Source organism: Segeticoccus rhizosphaerae (genome assembly GCF_005222685.1).
Classification (GTDB): domain Bacteria; phylum Actinomycetota; class Actinomycetes; order Actinomycetales; family Dermatophilaceae; genus Segeticoccus; species Segeticoccus rhizosphaerae.
Genome location: NZ_SWMA01000037.1, coordinates 25,755 through 40,779 on the forward strand (window position 1 = coordinate 25,755; position 15,025 = coordinate 40,779).

Genomic DNA, 15,025 nt, shown 5'->3' on the forward strand with positions numbered 1-15,025 from the left:
GCCGCACCCCGCTCATGTCCGGGCGCCGTTCATCTGGGCCTCGGCCTCGAAGGCGTGGACGTCGAAGCCGAACCGTTCCAGGTCCCTCAGCTGCTCCGGCAGCACGTTCGCCACGCCCGGGCCGCCGGGAACCGCCCGGAACACGTGCTGGGTCGCGTAGCCGGTCTCCCGTTCACCGGGCTCGATCGAGACGATCTCGCTGACCCACCGGTCGCGGCGCGCCTCGCCCTCCAGGCTCGTGGTCTGCAGGTGGACCTGGACCATCAGGTCGATGTGCTCGGTGATCGCCCGGGTGGCGTAGGCCTCGGTCACGTGCGCGCCAGCCTCCATCGCGCAGGTGATCAGCTTGCGGATCGCCCCTTGAGCGTTCGCGGAGTGCGTCGTGCTGATCGACCCGGACCCGGACTGCATCGCCTTGATCATCGCCAGCACCTCCCGGCCGCGGACCTCACCGACGATCTGGCGGGACAGGTTGAACCGGAACGAGTCGGTCAACAGGTCATCCAGCGTGATCTCCCCGGCCTGCCGCCCGTTCAGGCCGACCTCCCCCGAGCCGGGGCGCGCCTCCCACGCCACCGCGCGTCGGTGTCGCCGCCCGCCGGTGTGCGGGTCGCGCAGCTCGTGCAGCCCCAGCTCGTACTCCGTCTCGAAGGTGCCGACCCGCTCCCACGGGTCCAGCTCGGAGCACAAGGCCCGCACCGTCGTCGTCTTCCCGGCGCCCTGGGCCCCGGCCACCACAATCGACTTCTTCGCCCGTACCGCTGCCCGCAGGAACGAGGCCTGCAGCCCGGTGATCGTGCCGCCGGCCACCAGGTCGTCCAGGGTCACCGCGGCCAGCCGGTGCCGGCGGATGACCACCGCCGGGCGAGGGGTGACCCAGGCGGTGGCGGCCAGCCGCGCCCCACCGTCCAGCCGCAGATGCAGGCGGGGCTGGGCCGGGGAGAACGGGCGGGCGTTCACCTGCGACCTGGAGGCGACGAACACCAGGAAGTCGGTCAGCTCACCGTCGCTCTCGGCGACCGCCGGGCCGGGCTTGAGCAACCCGTCGGCGTACTCCAGCAGCACGTTGTCGCAGCCGTCGATCTCGATGTTCTCCACGGCCTCGTCGTCGACCAGTGGCTGCAGCCGGCCCAGCCCGAACAGCGCGTCGAACACCGCCCGCGCCATCCGGTCCTGCAGCCCCAGCGGCAACGGGTCGCGGCCGGCGGAGACCGCCTCCTGCGCCTCCGTCTCGAGCAGCCCCACGATGATGCTGCGCCCCAGCTGCTGTTGCGCCTCCCGGTCCAGGGCCCGGCGATCTCCACCCAGGGCCGCGCTCAGCCGGTCCGAGGCCTGGGCGCGCAGCCGTGCCACCAGGGCCCAGTCGATCCCGGCGTGGGCGTGCGCGCCGCGCCCACTGACGCCGGCCAGGCCGGCAGCAACAGAACCCGCGCCGCCTGACGCGGCTTGCTCGGTGGGCGCGGGCGGGGCACCGGGTCGCCCCGTGCTCAGCGGCATCGAGAACTGCGACCGCACCCGGCCCGGACGCGGCTGCGGTGCGGTGTCCGGGGTGAACAGCGGCAGCGCGGCCGGGTCGCGCGGGGTCGTCTCCGGCTGCTCGTTCTGGTTCTGGTTCATCAACGGCTCCCCACGATCGGCGCGCCCGCCCCGGCGTCCAGGTTGGTCCGGTACTCGGCGATCACCGCCTGGCTGGCCGCGGCGGTGGCCCGCAGTCCTCGCACCAGGCTGGTGTGCTCGAACCGGCGTGGACGCCACGCCCCGATCGAGAACACCGCCGCGGCTTCCGGCGCCCAGGGCAGGGCAGAGGTCACCGGCAGCCCCAACACCCTGCCGACCTCACGGGAGGAATAAGGCTGCCCCTGCCCCACCAGCAGCACCCCCAGTCGCGGTAGCGCCCCAGCGGCCGCGAACGTCTCGCGCAGCTGCGCGGCCCAGGACCGGGCGGCCGCCAAGGCTGGCAGGCTGCTGCGCATGGTCAGCAACGTCAGGTCGCCGCCGCGGACCAATGGCTCGGGCGCGCCGACCAGCCCAAGCCGGCCGGCATCCACGATCACGTCCTGCCCGCCCCGTTCCAGGCCACGCAGCGCCACACACAACGGCTCCCACACGCCGGCCAGGCTGCGAGCCTGTCCGTGGCCCCGCACGCCCGGCAGCAGCCGCGCGCTCGAACCGGGAATCTCCAGCATCGAGGCGGGCAGCGCCTGCGCCAGCGCGCCCTGGCGGTGCGCCAGGGGAAGGTCGATCAGGCCACCGGTGTGGGCCACGTCGCCGTGGAAGTAGCCGGCCAGCACCCCCGACCCGCCGGTGGGGTCGGCCTCGACCAGCACCACGGGCCGGGGCCACGTCAGCGCCAGACCCAACGCGCTCGAGGTCACCCCCGGTGAGCCGGAGGCGGATGTCAGCGTGACCACGGCCATGACTCAGCGCGCCCTGGAGTCCAGCACCAGCGCGACCTTGCCGGTCGCGGCCCGCGCCACCAGGTCGGCGGCCTGATCCTGTGGCACGGACACGTCCACCACGCTCTGGCCGGCGTCCGGCAGCTGGCGGACACTCACCACCGTGGCCGTCACCTGCACCGGTGACCCGGAGCCGCGATAGGTGCCGTCCATCCCGGGGGTGGACACGATCCGTACCTGGTCGCCGGCCTGCAGCGCTGTGCCCGGCAGGCCGCCCGGAGGCAGGCTCACCCCCACGACGGACATCCCCTCGGCCGGCAGCACCGAGGAGGTCACGTCCTGCTTGGTGACCAGTCCGCCGGCGGCCAGATCCATCGCGGCACGCTGCCCCACCAAGCCCTTCAGGTCGGCCGCGGGGATCGGTTTCAGCGCGGGGTCGACACCCACCTGCACGGCCATCAGGTCGCTCGCCTCGATGACCTCGCCGCGGTGCACCGTCGAGCGGACCGCGACCACACTGGTCGCCGAGCTCATCGAGGTGAAGGCCAGCACCCCCAACAGCCCGCCCAGACAGATCGCTGCCACAGACGCGGCGATCAGCAGCGGCCGTCGTCGCATCTTCGGCGGCGGGGCGACCTCGGCTCCCCCTACCGCGGCAGAGCCCCGCCCTGCAGACTCCGGCTCCCCGGGCTCCGGCGCGCCAGGCAACCGGTCCCGTGCCTGCTTCGGCGCCAACGACATCGTGAATCCCCTTGCCTTCGCTGCTGCTGCCCTACTGGACCAGCACCTGTGCCTCGCCGATGTGCACGGTGGCGGTGCGGGTCAACGGCATGGTGATCGTCCCGGACCGCCCGATCCCGGACCAGTCGATCACCCAGTTTGAGGTGGCGCGCACCGTGTAGTCGCCCTGCCGGGTGTAGGTGTGCCCGCACGTCGGGCTGTCCCTCTTTCCGTACACGTCCCGATACGGCGTGCCCTGGCCGCAGGTCACGCTCTGGCCGTCGCCCAGGTCCCACACCACGTTCTTCACCTTCGCCGTGGCCGTCACCGAGAACGGGCCCGCCGACGCCGTGCGAGTGATCGGGCCCCAGGTGTTCGGCGAGGCGTTCTGCACCCACATCCAGTTCGGCATCCCCACCAGCCCCATGGAGCCGGTCTTGGGCTCGGGCACGATCCCGATACCGATGGCCTGCAACTGCATTGATTCCACTGCCCGGTCGGCCAGCTTGCGCGGATCCGGTGGCGCCGGCGCCTTCGGCGGGTCCGCCGCCCAGAAGTCGACCGTGCCCGGCTGCATCAGACCGTCGGCGTTCGCCCCGGCGCCCTCACGGTCGCTCAAGGCGTAGTAGCAGGTGTAGATCATGCCCTTCTCGTGTCCGCCCCATACCGGTTCGCTCTTCGGAGGCTGCGGCTTCGTCTGCCACACCGAGATGCACGCATGTCCCTGCACGACTGGACCGCCGCTGTCGTGCTTCTTGCCGGACCCCTTCTCGCCGGACGACGCGCCGGGCTCGTAGCTGGCGGGCACAGTGCCGGAGTCACCAGAGCCGCCGCCGGTCGATGGCGGATCCACCCACCCGAGGCACGTCCCGTAGAGGTCCTTCTTGCCCTTCTCGCAATGCCCGCCGACATGCCCTGGAGGCGGGCGGTCGCCAGCCGGGACGGCGAGGGCAGGAGCAGCGGAACCTGCCAGGATCCCGGCCCACGCCACCGCAGCCACGACAGGCCAGCGAAGGGGCTTCAGCATGACGAGTCCTTCACCGGATCAGCGGAATAGCCGACCCTCCACTGTGATTGGTCCGGGTAGTCGTAGTCGTAGACCGAGAACTTGGTCCGGCCGTGGTTGATCCTGTCCGCGGTGACGAGCGACTTGCCGTTGCCGTCGACGATGTTCACCTTGGACACGTCGTAACAGACCTCAAACACCACGGTGGGAATCACCGGGGGCTGCTGTTTCGGTTCATTGGTCAAGTCGACCTTGACCGGCTTCACCGAGATGACCTTCAACTTTCCGATCTGCTTGATGTCGTACGCCTTGGCGTTGGACAACCCGTTGCGGTTGTTGCGCCGCTGAGTCCCGATCGTGACCTCGTCGAAGCAGGACATCTTGGCCTGCTCCGGACGGTTCATGCAGGCGTCGTGAACCTGGAAGTACCGCTCGAGCACCTTCCGGGCGTTGGCTTTCGCCACCGCCTTGGGGCCGCTGGCGGTCCGCGAGCTGGTGGGCGAGGGCGCGGCTGGGGTGTTGGACGGGCTTGGAGGGTCGGCGATGGTCGTCGGCGCCGGGGTCGTTGTCGATGGCGTCGTCGAGGACCCACCGATGGCGTCCCCGCCACTGCAGGCAGACGAGACCGACACGCCGACGAGCAGCAGCGCCACACCGGTACCCCGGAGCGTGTTCGTCATCGTCGGCCTCCTCACGCCTCTCATTGCCATAAGGGGTAGCCACCCCTCGGGGTGATCACGAGATCCAATATTGCGACAATAGAACTAGTGCTATTGTACCGCGGCAGAAGCACACTCGGGGTTGCGCGCGACAGAACCACAAGGACGGTCTCTGGAGATGTCTGCCCACCGACGCATCCCTGGAGGACTGGCGGATCGCGAGTCGCGCACCAAGAACTGGCGCCCGGGAATCTGCGAGGACGCCGACTCGCAAAGGACGCACGAAGAACCGGGATCCACGCTCTATCGACGCGTGAAACCTTCCAGTCCTGGACGATGTTCACCTGGGGTGATGCCGACCCATCCTGGTGACCCCCTGCCGCTCGGCATTTTCAGAGGACGTGCAGTTTACCCACGATTCGCCGCCGCTCAAGGGCTTGGCGCTCGGCCTGTGGAAAACTTCAAGGGTGGCCGGAAGATCTGTCGGACCGGTGATTGAAACCTAAACCGATCGCTCCTCGGCTGCGTGACGAGAGTTGTCGACGGCCGTTCGGACGAGGGCCACTTCGGCGCCTAAGGCCAGCGCCAAGGGAGCCAGCGAAGTATCGCTGGGCGTGTGTCGGATTGATCCTGACTCCCAGCGCATGTACGTGGCAAAGGGCATGTGCGCGCGACGCGCCAGATCGCGCCCACCAAAGCCGTAGCGCAGACGGAGCACCCGAAGGGTCGGGAGAATCGGTGGCGGCTGCAGTAAGTCGTCCACCTGTATACCGAGCACATGGGCCAACTCGGCCAGCGACTCCGCCCGAGGAGTAGACAAGCCCAGCTCCCACCGAGAGACTCGCTCGCCTCCGGCCACGCCGAGGCGGTGCGCCAACTGGTGCTGGGTCAAGCCCGCTCGCTCACGAGCGGCTCGTAAGGCGACGGGGTGGAACTTCGGCTCGGTCACCACACTCAGACCCTATGGCGTGACCGGGCGTCAGATCGAGCGGGTGATCATCGGCCTTCCGGGACGACTTCGCTGAAGGGGCATCCCGCCCAGAAGGCAGCAACCGCCTTCCCCGCGCTTCTGTGAGGTTCGTTACCGACCTGCAGGTCACTCCGTGTCAACTCCAGCCAGATCGGAGCAGCCGTTGCGTACAGGGGCTGGGCACTGGGACGTCATCGCTTATGACTTGACCTGATGTCCAGATCGTGCCCCGCAGGATCGGTCGAACGGAATGTGTCACCCGGCTCTTGCGAGCCATGCCCAAGCCGTCGGGCCGCTGCAGCGACGTCCGGCACCTCGAACGCGAGAAGAACGACCGACATCCCGAACGTGGCGTTAGGGTCCTCAAGAAACCTCACACTCCCGCCCACCAGAAGTTCACGGGGGCCCACACGTTCGACAACAGCACCGAGCTCCTCGGAGTAGAACCTGGCGATCGAATTCAGGTCGTTCACACGCAGTGTGAGCCCGAGGAACCTCCCCTTTTCCGAGGTCTGCTCCTTAGCCTTCGGCTGGGCGTCTCGTGTCGTAGCGTTGGTCTTTGACGGCCTTGTCCGATCCGCGATTTTGGCGTCCGAGAACTTTGCAGACTGATCGATGAACAGCGTCTGGCCATCAATCTCCATGACCCACCTGTGCGCGCGGGTATTGCCACGCGGCTCAAGCTCGAAGTCACGGAGCAAGCGACCCTGACGCATGTCTGGCAACAGCACCCAGCCCTCGCTCTGACCGACTTGGAGCTGGTCTCCAAACCGTCGAAGCGAGTGGTCGTGGACGATGTCCTTCACGTCGAGGACGGGCCGCTCCTCGCCTAAAGCGCGCGCAGTTAGGTCGTCAGCCATCCGCTCGATGTATTCACGGTCCTGGACCCGGGCCCGCAGATCAGCCAACCAGTCAGGTCCGTGCAACGCACCCAGCAGTGCGCCCGTCATCGAGGCAAGCGTGTCGGTGTCAGCGTTCTTCAGGAACGCGGCCCGAAGCACTCCGCTCATCGGCCGCGGTGCGTTCCGCGATGCAAGGGAGATGGCAGCAGCGGCGGTGACGGTGCCGGACCCGTTCATCCTCTTGTCGAAAGCACCGAGCCGCTCTAGCGTCCCAAGGTCATCGCCCCTCGTGCCGGTCCGCGCAACATCTTCAACCACCGATAGCATCCCGAGCATCTCGGTGACGGTCTTAGCCCAACTGCCCATGAGGTCGCGAGTCTGTCCAGCGGCAACGTCCATCCACTCCGAAGGAACACTCGTTAGGAGCATCTCCGGCAACTGCCAAGACTTGTCCGCCTGAACCCGAGCCGGGAGCTCACCGAACTCCAAGGTGCTCTCAGTGTTGACCATTGCATGCAGAGCGACCGCGTACGCCGCTGCCCCAACGAGTGCCCGCGGATGGCCGTGGGTCGCGATGCCGTCCTGGACCACGCGAGCAACCAGCTCCTCAGTGGGACGGGTGGCTTGCATTAGAACGTGCGGTGCGATCCGCATGGCAACACCGTTCCCACCGGCTCTGAAGTACGACTCAGTCGCCTTCTGCGATTTCTGCGTCGTCCCGCTCACCCAGGGCTCTGGCCCGGTCGCCCACATCCGGCACGCACGCAACGTCGCACCGCCAGCACCTCGCGCGTACAGCAGGAATAGCGGAAGCTCCCGCCGAGTCAGTGCTGCGAACCAGTCCTCAGACTGAAGCGCGCGACCGGTCGCCAAGATAAGCTGCGTGTCATCGCTGTAGCTGCCGGCCGACACTAGGTCGATGTACTTCTGATAGAGGCCACCGCCATACCGCTCCCAGTCGCGGAAGTCCGGAGTCGCGTCGACGTACCGGTTTCGATTTCCGCCGACGATGTTGGAGTTCTGCTCCTGAGGCCAGCCGAGCGCATCACCGGCCGCCGCACCGAGGAAAGCTCCGCGGGATCGGGCGGCAAGAGAGTGAAGGTTCGGCATCAGTCCTCCTCTTCGCCTGGGATCCACGGCGTCTCGAGCACCGACTGTCCCGACTGGATTGCGTTCGTTAAGGGCCACTTGGTGAACATCTTCGCCGATACCAGCCACGTGAATTGGTCAGGGTCCAGATCGCCAGCCCGGAGCCGGGCCTGGCCGTTGCCAGCGGCCTCGCCGGTGGGCGTGACGATAGCGGCGACGTCCGACAGAGGAATCGGTCCAGGTACAAGGGCCTCGGCCTGCAGGTCGGTCGCAGCGAGCCGATGATGTGTCGGTCCCCGCTCGTACCCGAGAGTCGTGTCCGCGAAGCACGCCGCAAGTCCCTCTACCCCAGCCCTTAGGTACGCTCCTCCACCCTTGGCCGCGTTGCACTCGCAGAACAGAACGCCGTCGCGCGTCAGGACGTCAGCCTTGATCAGCAGGCACACCCAGTCCGGGAACCGGCGAAACTGCGGCAGCGTTCGAGCCGTGTCGAAGTAGAACGGGTTGGGATAGGTGAACGTCACGCACGTCATGTCGGGGTGGTCGTCGAGCCGATGGGGGTCGGTCGGGTCGAAGTACTCCGGGGCGTACTCGGCCAAAACCTTGTTCGAGGTGATCTGGCCGTCGGCGATGATGTGGTGCAGGTTCTTCGCCGGGGTGAAGTGCACGACCCTAGTGAGTCCGAGCTCGGCGATCTTCTGGGCGACCGTCATCGGCGGCGTCACGCCAGTCACTAGAGCTCCTCGTGCTGCCACAGTCCGTCGTCCATCGGCAGGAGTGGCGTGATGGTGCCGGAGTAGGTGACGGTCAACTCGGCCTTGGCACGCGTAACCGCGACGTAAAGCAGCTTCCCGTCGCGCGTGCTCGCGTCGTCCTTGCCGTACGCGTCTACGACCTCCTTGTTGGGCATGTCGACCACGGTGCAGAAAGGCATCAGCACGACATCGAACTCGAGACCCTTCGCCGAGTGATAGGTGCCGTAGTAGATGCCAGGGGTCGGGTCCCATGTGGAGTTCCCATCGTCACGGAGCTTGCGGACCTTCTTCATCCCTCGCACGGCGGCGTGGGCATCGGGCCAGGTCCGGGTCAAGATGCCGACAACACTCGCGTCGCCCTGGTCGATGGCGATGCGCTGGATCTCGGCGACCTCGGCGGTGTAGTCCTTACACTTGACCAGGGCGGGCATGGTGCCACCGGCGGACGGCTCCTTCGGCTCGACGAGGTCTTCGGGATCCGTCCCCAGGTGCAGCATGTCGCTCATGGCGATCGCCACCCGGGCGATCTGGGCCGTGTTGCGGTAGTTGTCTTGGAACGGTGCGACCGCGGTGATCTCGAGGCCGCAGCTGCGAAACGAGAGGCCTTGGCCGTAGATCTGTTGGTGGTAGTCGCCGAAGAAGCTTACGGTGCCGCCGGGCTGGACTGCTGCCTTGAGTGACCGGATGGCCTCCGGCGAGAGGTCCTGACCTTCGTCGATGATGACGTGCCGGTACTTGCGTGGGCGCGTGTCGCTCTTGAGGCCGTTGAGGACACCCGTCGCGATGTCGTTCCAGTCGTAGGGGATGCCCTCAGTTTCGCGGGCCCTGAGGTACTCGGTGCGAACTTTCCAGACGGCCTTGCGGCGCGCCTCGTTTAGGCCGCGCTTGCGGCCGATGCGTTCGATGTCGAGGTACTGCTGGAGGTCGGCGATACCCATGTTGGCTATCCAGGCGAGCTCGTCAACGAAGAATCTGGTGTCGAGGTCGAAGAATGGACTGGGCTTGTACGTCGTTCGGACCTTACTGACGGCGCTGGCGACCTTGCGGCGCAACTGGTCGGTCTGGAGGATGCCGTTCCAGGGCGGCATCTTGCCAATGCTGTTCAGGTAGCCACGGGCGAACTTGCCGTATGTCTCCACGCGGATGTTCGTGTTCGCGCCAGGCACGAGATGCCGCAGGTACCGGACGAGTGCGTTGTTGTAGGTGACGAGCAGGACCGGGCCATGGTTCGAGCAGTCTGAGTCAGCGAGGAACCGGGCCCTAAGGACTGCCATCGTGGTCTTCCCGGTGCCGGCGGTGCCTAGCGCCACCATGTCGCGGTCCGGCGGAAAGTAGATCGCATCCGGTTGTCGGCCCTTCGGCACGATCTTGCCGAGCCCAGGCGTAGGGCCGCTTGCAATGGTCATACGACTGCCTCCTGGTCCGACTCACCGGACGGAGACCCGCTCGTAGTGGAGCAGAACCGGCAAGCATCAGCAGCATAGGCCCACGTACAGCCCGCAACTGCGGCTGAGGCTGAGGCCCAGGGCACCTGGCCTTCAACCTGCTCGCTTGCCAGTGCTCGTACTGCGGCTTGTGCGGCTCGACGCCCTGTGCTGCGTACTCCTCGATCTGGGCGCTCCTGTCGCTCGCCCAGCCCAGCTCCCTGCCGCTGATGCTCATCGGTGGCGTCACGCATCACTCGGTGGCCAAAGTTGTCGCCTCACGCTGATCTCAACTCCGAAGGCAGTCTTTCCGCCGCGTGGCGGTCTCAAAAGTGGCGGCGAGCAGTCCAACTGGGTCGTCTGGCGGAGCTAGCGTCATGCCACGTGACCTCGCCGTGTGCGGCGGTCCGCGATCGAGGCATGGCCGCCAGATCGCCGGAGGCAGCCATGACCAGCACGACGCTTCTTCCGTTCCGGCCCGACGCGATGACACCGGCGCAACTCGCGGCCGTGTCCTACTTGGCGCGGTACACCGGGCACACCCACTCTCTTTACGCCTACCAGCTGCGTCGCTGGTTCACCTGGTGTGAGACCAGCGCCTTGGATCCGCTGGTCGGGATCCAGCGGGCGCACATCGAGCTGTACATCCGACACCTGGGCGAGGACGGACTGCAGGTGTCCTCGGTCAACACGATGATGCACGCGGTACGGGGCTTCTTCCGGTTCGCCCACATCGATGGCCGCATCCCCGCCGACCCGGCCGTGTACGCCCGGCTGTCCGAGATCCACTCCGACGAGTCGCGTACCCAAGGACTGGACCGCCTCGTGCTGATCCGGTTCCTCCAGGTCGCCCAGACCCTGTCCGTGCACCACGGCGCGCTGGCCTACCTGCTGGGCATCAACGCGTTGCGCGCCTCCGAAGCCGCGGCCGTGCGGATCGAGGACTGCCAAGAGGCGCTGCGCGGCTACCGGGTGCTGCACCTGGTGGGCAAGGGCGCCAAGCCCGCCACCATGCCGCTGACTGTGCCCGTCCTGCGGGTGCTGGAGGCCTGCCACGGCCAACGCACCGACGGCCGGCTGATCCTGCGCCCGATCTCAGGGAGGCCGGTCGACCGCCGGGACGTCTACCGGATGGTGCTGCGGATCGCCAAGGTCGCCGGATTCCCACGCCACGTCAGCCCGCACTCGCTACGGCACGCCGCGATCACCAACGCCCTGGACGGCGGCGTCCCGTTGCGTGACGCGCAGATCCTGGCTCGGCATGCCGACCCCCGCACGACCGAGCACTACGACCGGGCCCGCGGCAACCTGGATCGGCACGCCGTCCACTTCCTCACCGCCTACGTCGCAGGAGTCTGATCTAGTACGCCCCAACCGCCCACTATGGGGCACGCCCCACGTCGACCTTCTCGTCCGCCATAGGTTGCGCGAGGGGCACTGCAGGCGATCCGCCGTACCTCACGACACGCAAGCACCAGCCTTGACGCTTTCCGACCTCAGATGAGGTAGTGTTTCGTCAAGTCCCCTCGGCTTGGCAGGAGAGATATCCCATGACGATCGTCGCAGTCGACGGTACCGCCGAACACCGACTCCACGCACTCGGGCTCACGACCGACCAGATCACCCGCACCCTCCTGCGCGCCGACGCCGAGGCCAAGCACACGACCGGCCTGGAGCCGCCGACGGCCGAGGGCACCACCCGATACTTCAAGACCGTGGGGTTCCTCCGCGAGGAGCTGGTTCCGCTCGGCTGGGGCATCAACGACTACAAGAATTTCTGCCGCACCGTGGACCCCAACCACGAGTTCTCGATCGTGACGAGTTCTGGTGACGAGGTCACCGGCGTGGACATCCCGGGCCGGGCGCCGCGCACCAAGTACCCCAAGGGCGAGCTCACCGCGCTCGCCGTGCGGCAGAACGCCGAACAGGGCACCTTCGACCTCGGCAAGCAGTTCGCCGAGCGGACCGCTGGGGCAACCGTTGAGCCGGCTGAGCTCGAGAACGTGTGGGTCCTGCTCCAGCGAGTCACTCCCGACTTCATCCACGCCGAGCTCTCGCTGCCGGTCTGCATCGAGGACGGGATCATCACCGACTGGGAGGAGCGCATTCTCCTCCCCCGCACCTCCCGCCACGACCCCGAGCCGACGGGCACCCCCATGATCGAAGAGCCCCCGGCCAGCGACGGCGACGCCTACTCGGTCGACGTCGCCATGCGCTGACACCGGTCTCCCCGGCCAACCAGAGATCAAGGCGGCAACCGCCATGCTGAATCCAACCCGTCTGGCCGCGGCGCGCAAGCGGCGCGGCTGGACGCTGACCAAGCTCGCCCAGGAAACGGGGCTGAGCCGCGCTAGCCTGTCCACCTACGAGAACCAGCACCAAGACCCGACCCCGCAGACCCTCGCCACTCTCGCTGCCGCGCTCGGCGTCGCAGACGACTTTCTCACCGGCGACGACCTCGAGGAGATCCCGGTCGAGGCTGTCAGTTTCCGGGCCTTGAGCAAGATGAGCGCACGCACCCGCGACCGCGGGCTCAACTCGGGACGCATCGCGATCCTGATCAACGACTGGCTCGAGGACCGATTCGAGCTCCCCGCACCGGACCTACCGACGCTAACGGGACGTGCCCCGGAGTTAGCAGCCCAGGAGGTGCGAGCGCGGTGGGGGGTGGGCGAACAGCCCATCGGGAACCTGGTTCACCTGCTCGAGGCCCACGGCATACGAGTATTCTCCCTGACCGACGACACCAAAGACCTCGACGCTTACTGCCTGAACTGGCATGGCCAACCGTTCATCTTCCTCAGTCGCGAGAAGTCCGGGGAGCGCCACCGGTTCAACGCCGCACATGAGCTGGGCCACCTCGTCCTTCACGGCGAAGACAAGACCCCCAACGGTCCCGAGGCGGAATCCGAAGCTAACCAGTTCGCAGCAGCGTTCCTCATGCCCAGGGCGGGAGTGCTGGCTCAAGGGCTCCACAACGCCCACGTCCAGCGCATCCTCCATGCCAAGAAGCGCTGGAACGTCGCGGCGATGGCCATGGCGCACCGAGCCAACGAACTCGGGCTAATGACCGAATGGGCCTATCGAACCGTCTGCGTCGACCTCTCGAAAATGGGCTACCGGCGCGGCGAACCAGGAGGCATCGCACATGAGTCCTCTCAGCTCCTTACCAAAGTGATGCAGCAACTGCGCGCGCACGGCGTGGGCGCCCACTCCATCGCCGCCGATCTCGGACTCAGTACCAACGAAGTCCAGGCCTACATGCTCGGTCTCACACCGACCGCAATTCCCGGTTCGCTGAGTGGCACGGTTCGCAGTCGAGGGGACCACCTACGGCTGGTCGACTGACCAATCCGCACAAAGTCCCCCACGTGAAGCCGAATCGGCCGAATGGAGCCATCACGATCTGCAAAGTAGGCATCAGGGATATCGCATGTTCCGCCGGTTCTCTATCGCGCCTGATCCTGTGACAAACATCATCGTCGGCGACAACGAGACCGGCAAGTCGACCTTGCTCGAGGCAATCACCTTGGCTCTCAGCGGACGGGTCGACGGCCGGTGGGCAAACGAAGAACTAGATCCGTACTGGTTCAACGCCGAGGATATGCGCGACTACCTCACCGCCTACGCGACGGCCCCGGTAGCGCCGGCCCCGTCGATCCATATCGAGCTGTATTTCGACTCCGATGATCCCGATGTTCAGCGGATGCGCGGGGTGCACAACTCCCTGCGACTTGACTGTCCGGGCACCAAGCTCGAGGTCGCCCGCAACCTTGACTACGACGACAAGTTCGCGGCGTATATGGCGGATATGGCGGCCCCTGACCGACCGGATGTCCTGCCCACTGAGTACTTCGAGGCGGCATGGAGGGACCTGATCACCCGCATAGCCTTCGGCTTCGCCTCACCCGAGGCCCTGATCGGGCTCGCCATGCTCAGCCTCGGCGGCCACCCACCCGTCCTCCCCGGCCGGAAGTGACCCACGGATCAGTCAGGAGAGCCGCATTTGAGTAGCCTGCCGTGTTGACCGCGATGAAGTCTCAGCCATCCAGACCACAGTCTTTCCGCCGCGTATGCATGTCAAGTCGCGGCAGACCTCGTGATCATGAGGGGATCAACGCTCCCTTGGGGATGGTGCACAGGAGGTCGCGCCATGCCACAGAGAGCAGCACGCCGGTTCGAGTCGTTGTCCGAAGCCGCCGACCGGACGGGTTTGAGTGTTCGGACACTCCGTCGTCGCATCGCGTCGGGCGAACTCGCGGCCTACCGGAGCGGCCGGCGAATCATCCGGCTGCAGCCTGAAGACGTTGACAAGCTGCTGGTACGGATCCCGAGCGCCTCGTGAGGAAGCGAAGTCGTCGGCCGTTCGCTCCCCGCTGGGTCAATCAGCACGTTCATCGGATTCGTCTGGCGGCCTGACGACTATCTCGATAGGTAGCTCGTCCGCCGAGCGCTGACCCCCGGTCTTCTGCCATAGCCGACAGCGCCGAAGCGATCTTCCAACGCGCCCGTGGGCACCGTGCTGGTATCGGAGTGCGGCCGCAACGGTCGAGTGACCGAGAGGCTCCCGAAGCTCCGCCAAGATTGCACCGGCCCTGGCCGCGAGCATGGCGCCGGTGTGGCGGGAGGTCGTGGATCCTCAGATCATCGCGTCCGGCAGCTGCCCTGACCTTGGCCCCGCACCATGGAGTAGCGACGGCTGGAGGTGGCTGGCGCCATCGCTCGCCGGGAAGTGGAGCGAGTCGATCCGGCGCGACTTGCGCGTCCAGATGCCACTGCAGTGCCGGGGTCACACGGGACGAGATGGCGACCTCGCGACGGCCGGCCGCGGACAGCACCTGCGAGGGCATCATCGGTATGACCTGGACCCCGGAAGAACACACGGCCACCAACAGCGTGAGTTGCACCGTTTCGTTCGGCTCCTTGGCCTCAAGGGGTGACTGCAACACCTGGCGTTGAGAGGTGTGCAGATGAGTGCTCGTCGGGGTAGTCCGCGGTTGCCGGTTGAGGTGGAGTATCGGTTCTGGGCTCAGGTCCGCGATTGCCTGACGGTTGAGCAGGCCGCGGTGGTGGTGGGCGTGTCGGCGACCAAGGGGCGGGCCTGGTTTCGAGATCGTGGCGGGGTGATGCCATCGGCGGATGCGGGACGACGCAAGCGATGTTT

At 66.9% G+C, this 15,025-nt stretch carries 13 protein-coding genes and 2 pseudogenes; 6 read left to right on the plus strand and 9 right to left on the minus strand.

The genetic code is table 11. From position 1 onward, the window contains the following. Positions 1–12: 12 nt before the first annotated feature. From FCN22_RS18120 to FCN22_RS18160, 9 genes are all read right to left on the minus strand, one after another. Positions 13–1,617 (minus strand): TadA family conjugal transfer-associated ATPase, encoded by a 1,605-nt coding sequence (locus FCN22_RS18120; RefSeq protein ID WP_238384825.1) that lies wholly within the window; start codon positions 1,615–1,617, stop codon positions 13–15. Beyond that, positions 1,617–2,417 carry a hypothetical protein gene (locus tag FCN22_RS18125; RefSeq protein WP_137122971.1) on the minus strand — a complete coding sequence of 267 codons (801 nt, stop codon included), beginning with the start codon at positions 2,415–2,417 and terminating at the stop codon, positions 1,617–1,619. Before FCN22_RS18125 ends, FCN22_RS18120 begins: the two co-directional genes overlap by 1 nt. A 3-nt stretch (positions 2,418–2,420) precedes the next feature. Continuing rightward, a complete protein-coding gene (locus tag FCN22_RS18130; protein WP_238384826.1) occupies positions 2,421–3,137 on the minus strand; it encodes an SAF domain-containing protein in 717 nt (238 codons plus the stop codon). Positions 3,138–3,168: 31 nt separating this feature from the next. Further along, complete coding sequence (locus FCN22_RS18135; protein ID WP_137122972.1) at positions 3,169–4,143, minus strand: PKD domain-containing protein; 975 nt, start codon at positions 4,141–4,143, stop codon at positions 3,169–3,171. Next, positions 4,137–4,775, minus strand: coding sequence for a hypothetical protein (locus FCN22_RS18140; RefSeq protein ID WP_137122973.1), 639 nt, complete (start codon positions 4,773–4,775; stop codon positions 4,137–4,139). Before FCN22_RS18140 ends, FCN22_RS18135 begins: the two co-directional genes overlap by 7 nt. A 508-nt stretch (positions 4,776–5,283) precedes the next feature. Continuing rightward, positions 5,284–5,733: a helix-turn-helix domain-containing protein gene (locus FCN22_RS22875; RefSeq protein WP_137122974.1), complete on the minus strand. Its 450-nt coding sequence runs from the start codon at positions 5,731–5,733 to the stop codon at positions 5,284–5,286. Between the two features lie 209 nt (positions 5,734–5,942). After that, positions 5,943–7,703: an ADP-ribosylglycohydrolase family protein gene (locus FCN22_RS18150; protein WP_137122975.1), complete on the minus strand. Its 1,761-nt coding sequence runs from the start codon at positions 7,701–7,703 to the stop codon at positions 5,943–5,945. Beyond that, positions 7,703–8,407, minus strand: a complete 705-nt coding sequence (locus tag FCN22_RS18155) for a DarT ssDNA thymidine ADP-ribosyltransferase family protein (protein ID WP_137122976.1) — start codon at positions 8,405–8,407, stop codon at positions 7,703–7,705. Before FCN22_RS18155 ends, FCN22_RS18150 begins: the two co-directional genes overlap by 1 nt. Positions 8,408–8,415: 8 nt before the next feature. Next, on the minus strand, positions 8,416–9,843 hold the full coding sequence (locus tag FCN22_RS18160; protein ID WP_137122977.1) for a 3'-5' exonuclease: 1,428 nt from the start codon (positions 9,841–9,843) through the stop codon (positions 8,416–8,418). Positions 9,844–10,308: 465 nt separating this feature from the next. On the opposite strand from FCN22_RS18160, the gene FCN22_RS18165 reads away from it, so the two are divergent. The 6 genes and pseudogenes from FCN22_RS18165 to FCN22_RS22360 all read left to right on the plus strand — a co-directional run. Next, positions 10,309–11,220 (plus strand): tyrosine-type recombinase/integrase, encoded by a 912-nt coding sequence (locus FCN22_RS18165; protein ID WP_162308255.1) that lies wholly within the window; start codon positions 10,309–10,311, stop codon positions 11,218–11,220. Positions 11,221–11,411: 191 nt separating this feature from the next. Next, complete coding sequence (locus FCN22_RS18170; protein WP_137122979.1) at positions 11,412–12,080, plus strand: hypothetical protein; 669 nt, start codon at positions 11,412–11,414, stop codon at positions 12,078–12,080. 43 nt (positions 12,081–12,123) lie between these two features. Then, complete coding sequence (locus FCN22_RS18175; protein ID WP_137122980.1) at positions 12,124–13,209, plus strand: helix-turn-helix domain-containing protein; 1,086 nt, start codon at positions 12,124–12,126, stop codon at positions 13,207–13,209. Between the two features lie 85 nt (positions 13,210–13,294). Further along, a pseudogene (locus FCN22_RS22590) lies at positions 13,295–13,399 on the plus strand (ATP-binding protein); the annotation flags it as partial. A gap of 615 nt (positions 13,400–14,014) precedes the next feature. Then, complete coding sequence (locus FCN22_RS18185) at positions 14,015–14,206, plus strand: excisionase family DNA-binding protein (RefSeq protein WP_137122982.1); 192 nt, start codon at positions 14,015–14,017, stop codon at positions 14,204–14,206. A 625-nt stretch (positions 14,207–14,831) separates the two neighbouring features. Next, positions 14,832–15,025, plus strand: a pseudogene (locus FCN22_RS22360) (IS30 family transposase); the annotation flags it as partial.

Bases quoted from the DNA above. Each gene is read 5' to 3' on its own strand.
- FCN22_RS18125 (WP_137122971.1), bottom strand. From the start codon at position 2,417: ATGGCCGTGGTCACGCTGACATCCGCCTCCGGCTCACCGGGGGTGACC.
- FCN22_RS18165 (WP_162308255.1), top strand. From the start codon at position 10,309: ATGACCAGCACGACGCTTCTTCCGTTCCGGCCCGACGCGATGACACCG.
- FCN22_RS18160 (WP_137122977.1), bottom strand. From the start codon at position 9,843: ATGACCATTGCAAGCGGCCCTACGCCTGGGCTCGGCAAGATCGTGCCG.
- FCN22_RS18120 (WP_238384825.1), bottom strand. From the start codon at position 1,617: ATGAACCAGAACCAGAACGAGCAGCCGGAGACGACCCCGCGCGACCCG.
- FCN22_RS18150 (WP_137122975.1), bottom strand. From the start codon at position 7,703: ATGCCGAACCTTCACTCTCTTGCCGCCCGATCCCGCGGAGCTTTCCTC.
- FCN22_RS18170 (WP_137122979.1), top strand. From the start codon at position 11,412: ATGACGATCGTCGCAGTCGACGGTACCGCCGAACACCGACTCCACGCA.
- FCN22_RS18130 (WP_238384826.1), bottom strand. From the start codon at position 3,137: ATGTCGTTGGCGCCGAAGCAGGCACGGGACCGGTTGCCTGGCGCGCCG.
- FCN22_RS18135 (WP_137122972.1), bottom strand. From the start codon at position 4,143: ATGCTGAAGCCCCTTCGCTGGCCTGTCGTGGCTGCGGTGGCGTGGGCC.
- FCN22_RS18175 (WP_137122980.1), top strand. From the start codon at position 12,124: ATGCTGAATCCAACCCGTCTGGCCGCGGCGCGCAAGCGGCGCGGCTGG.
- FCN22_RS18185 (WP_137122982.1), top strand. From the start codon at position 14,015: ATGCCACAGAGAGCAGCACGCCGGTTCGAGTCGTTGTCCGAAGCCGCC.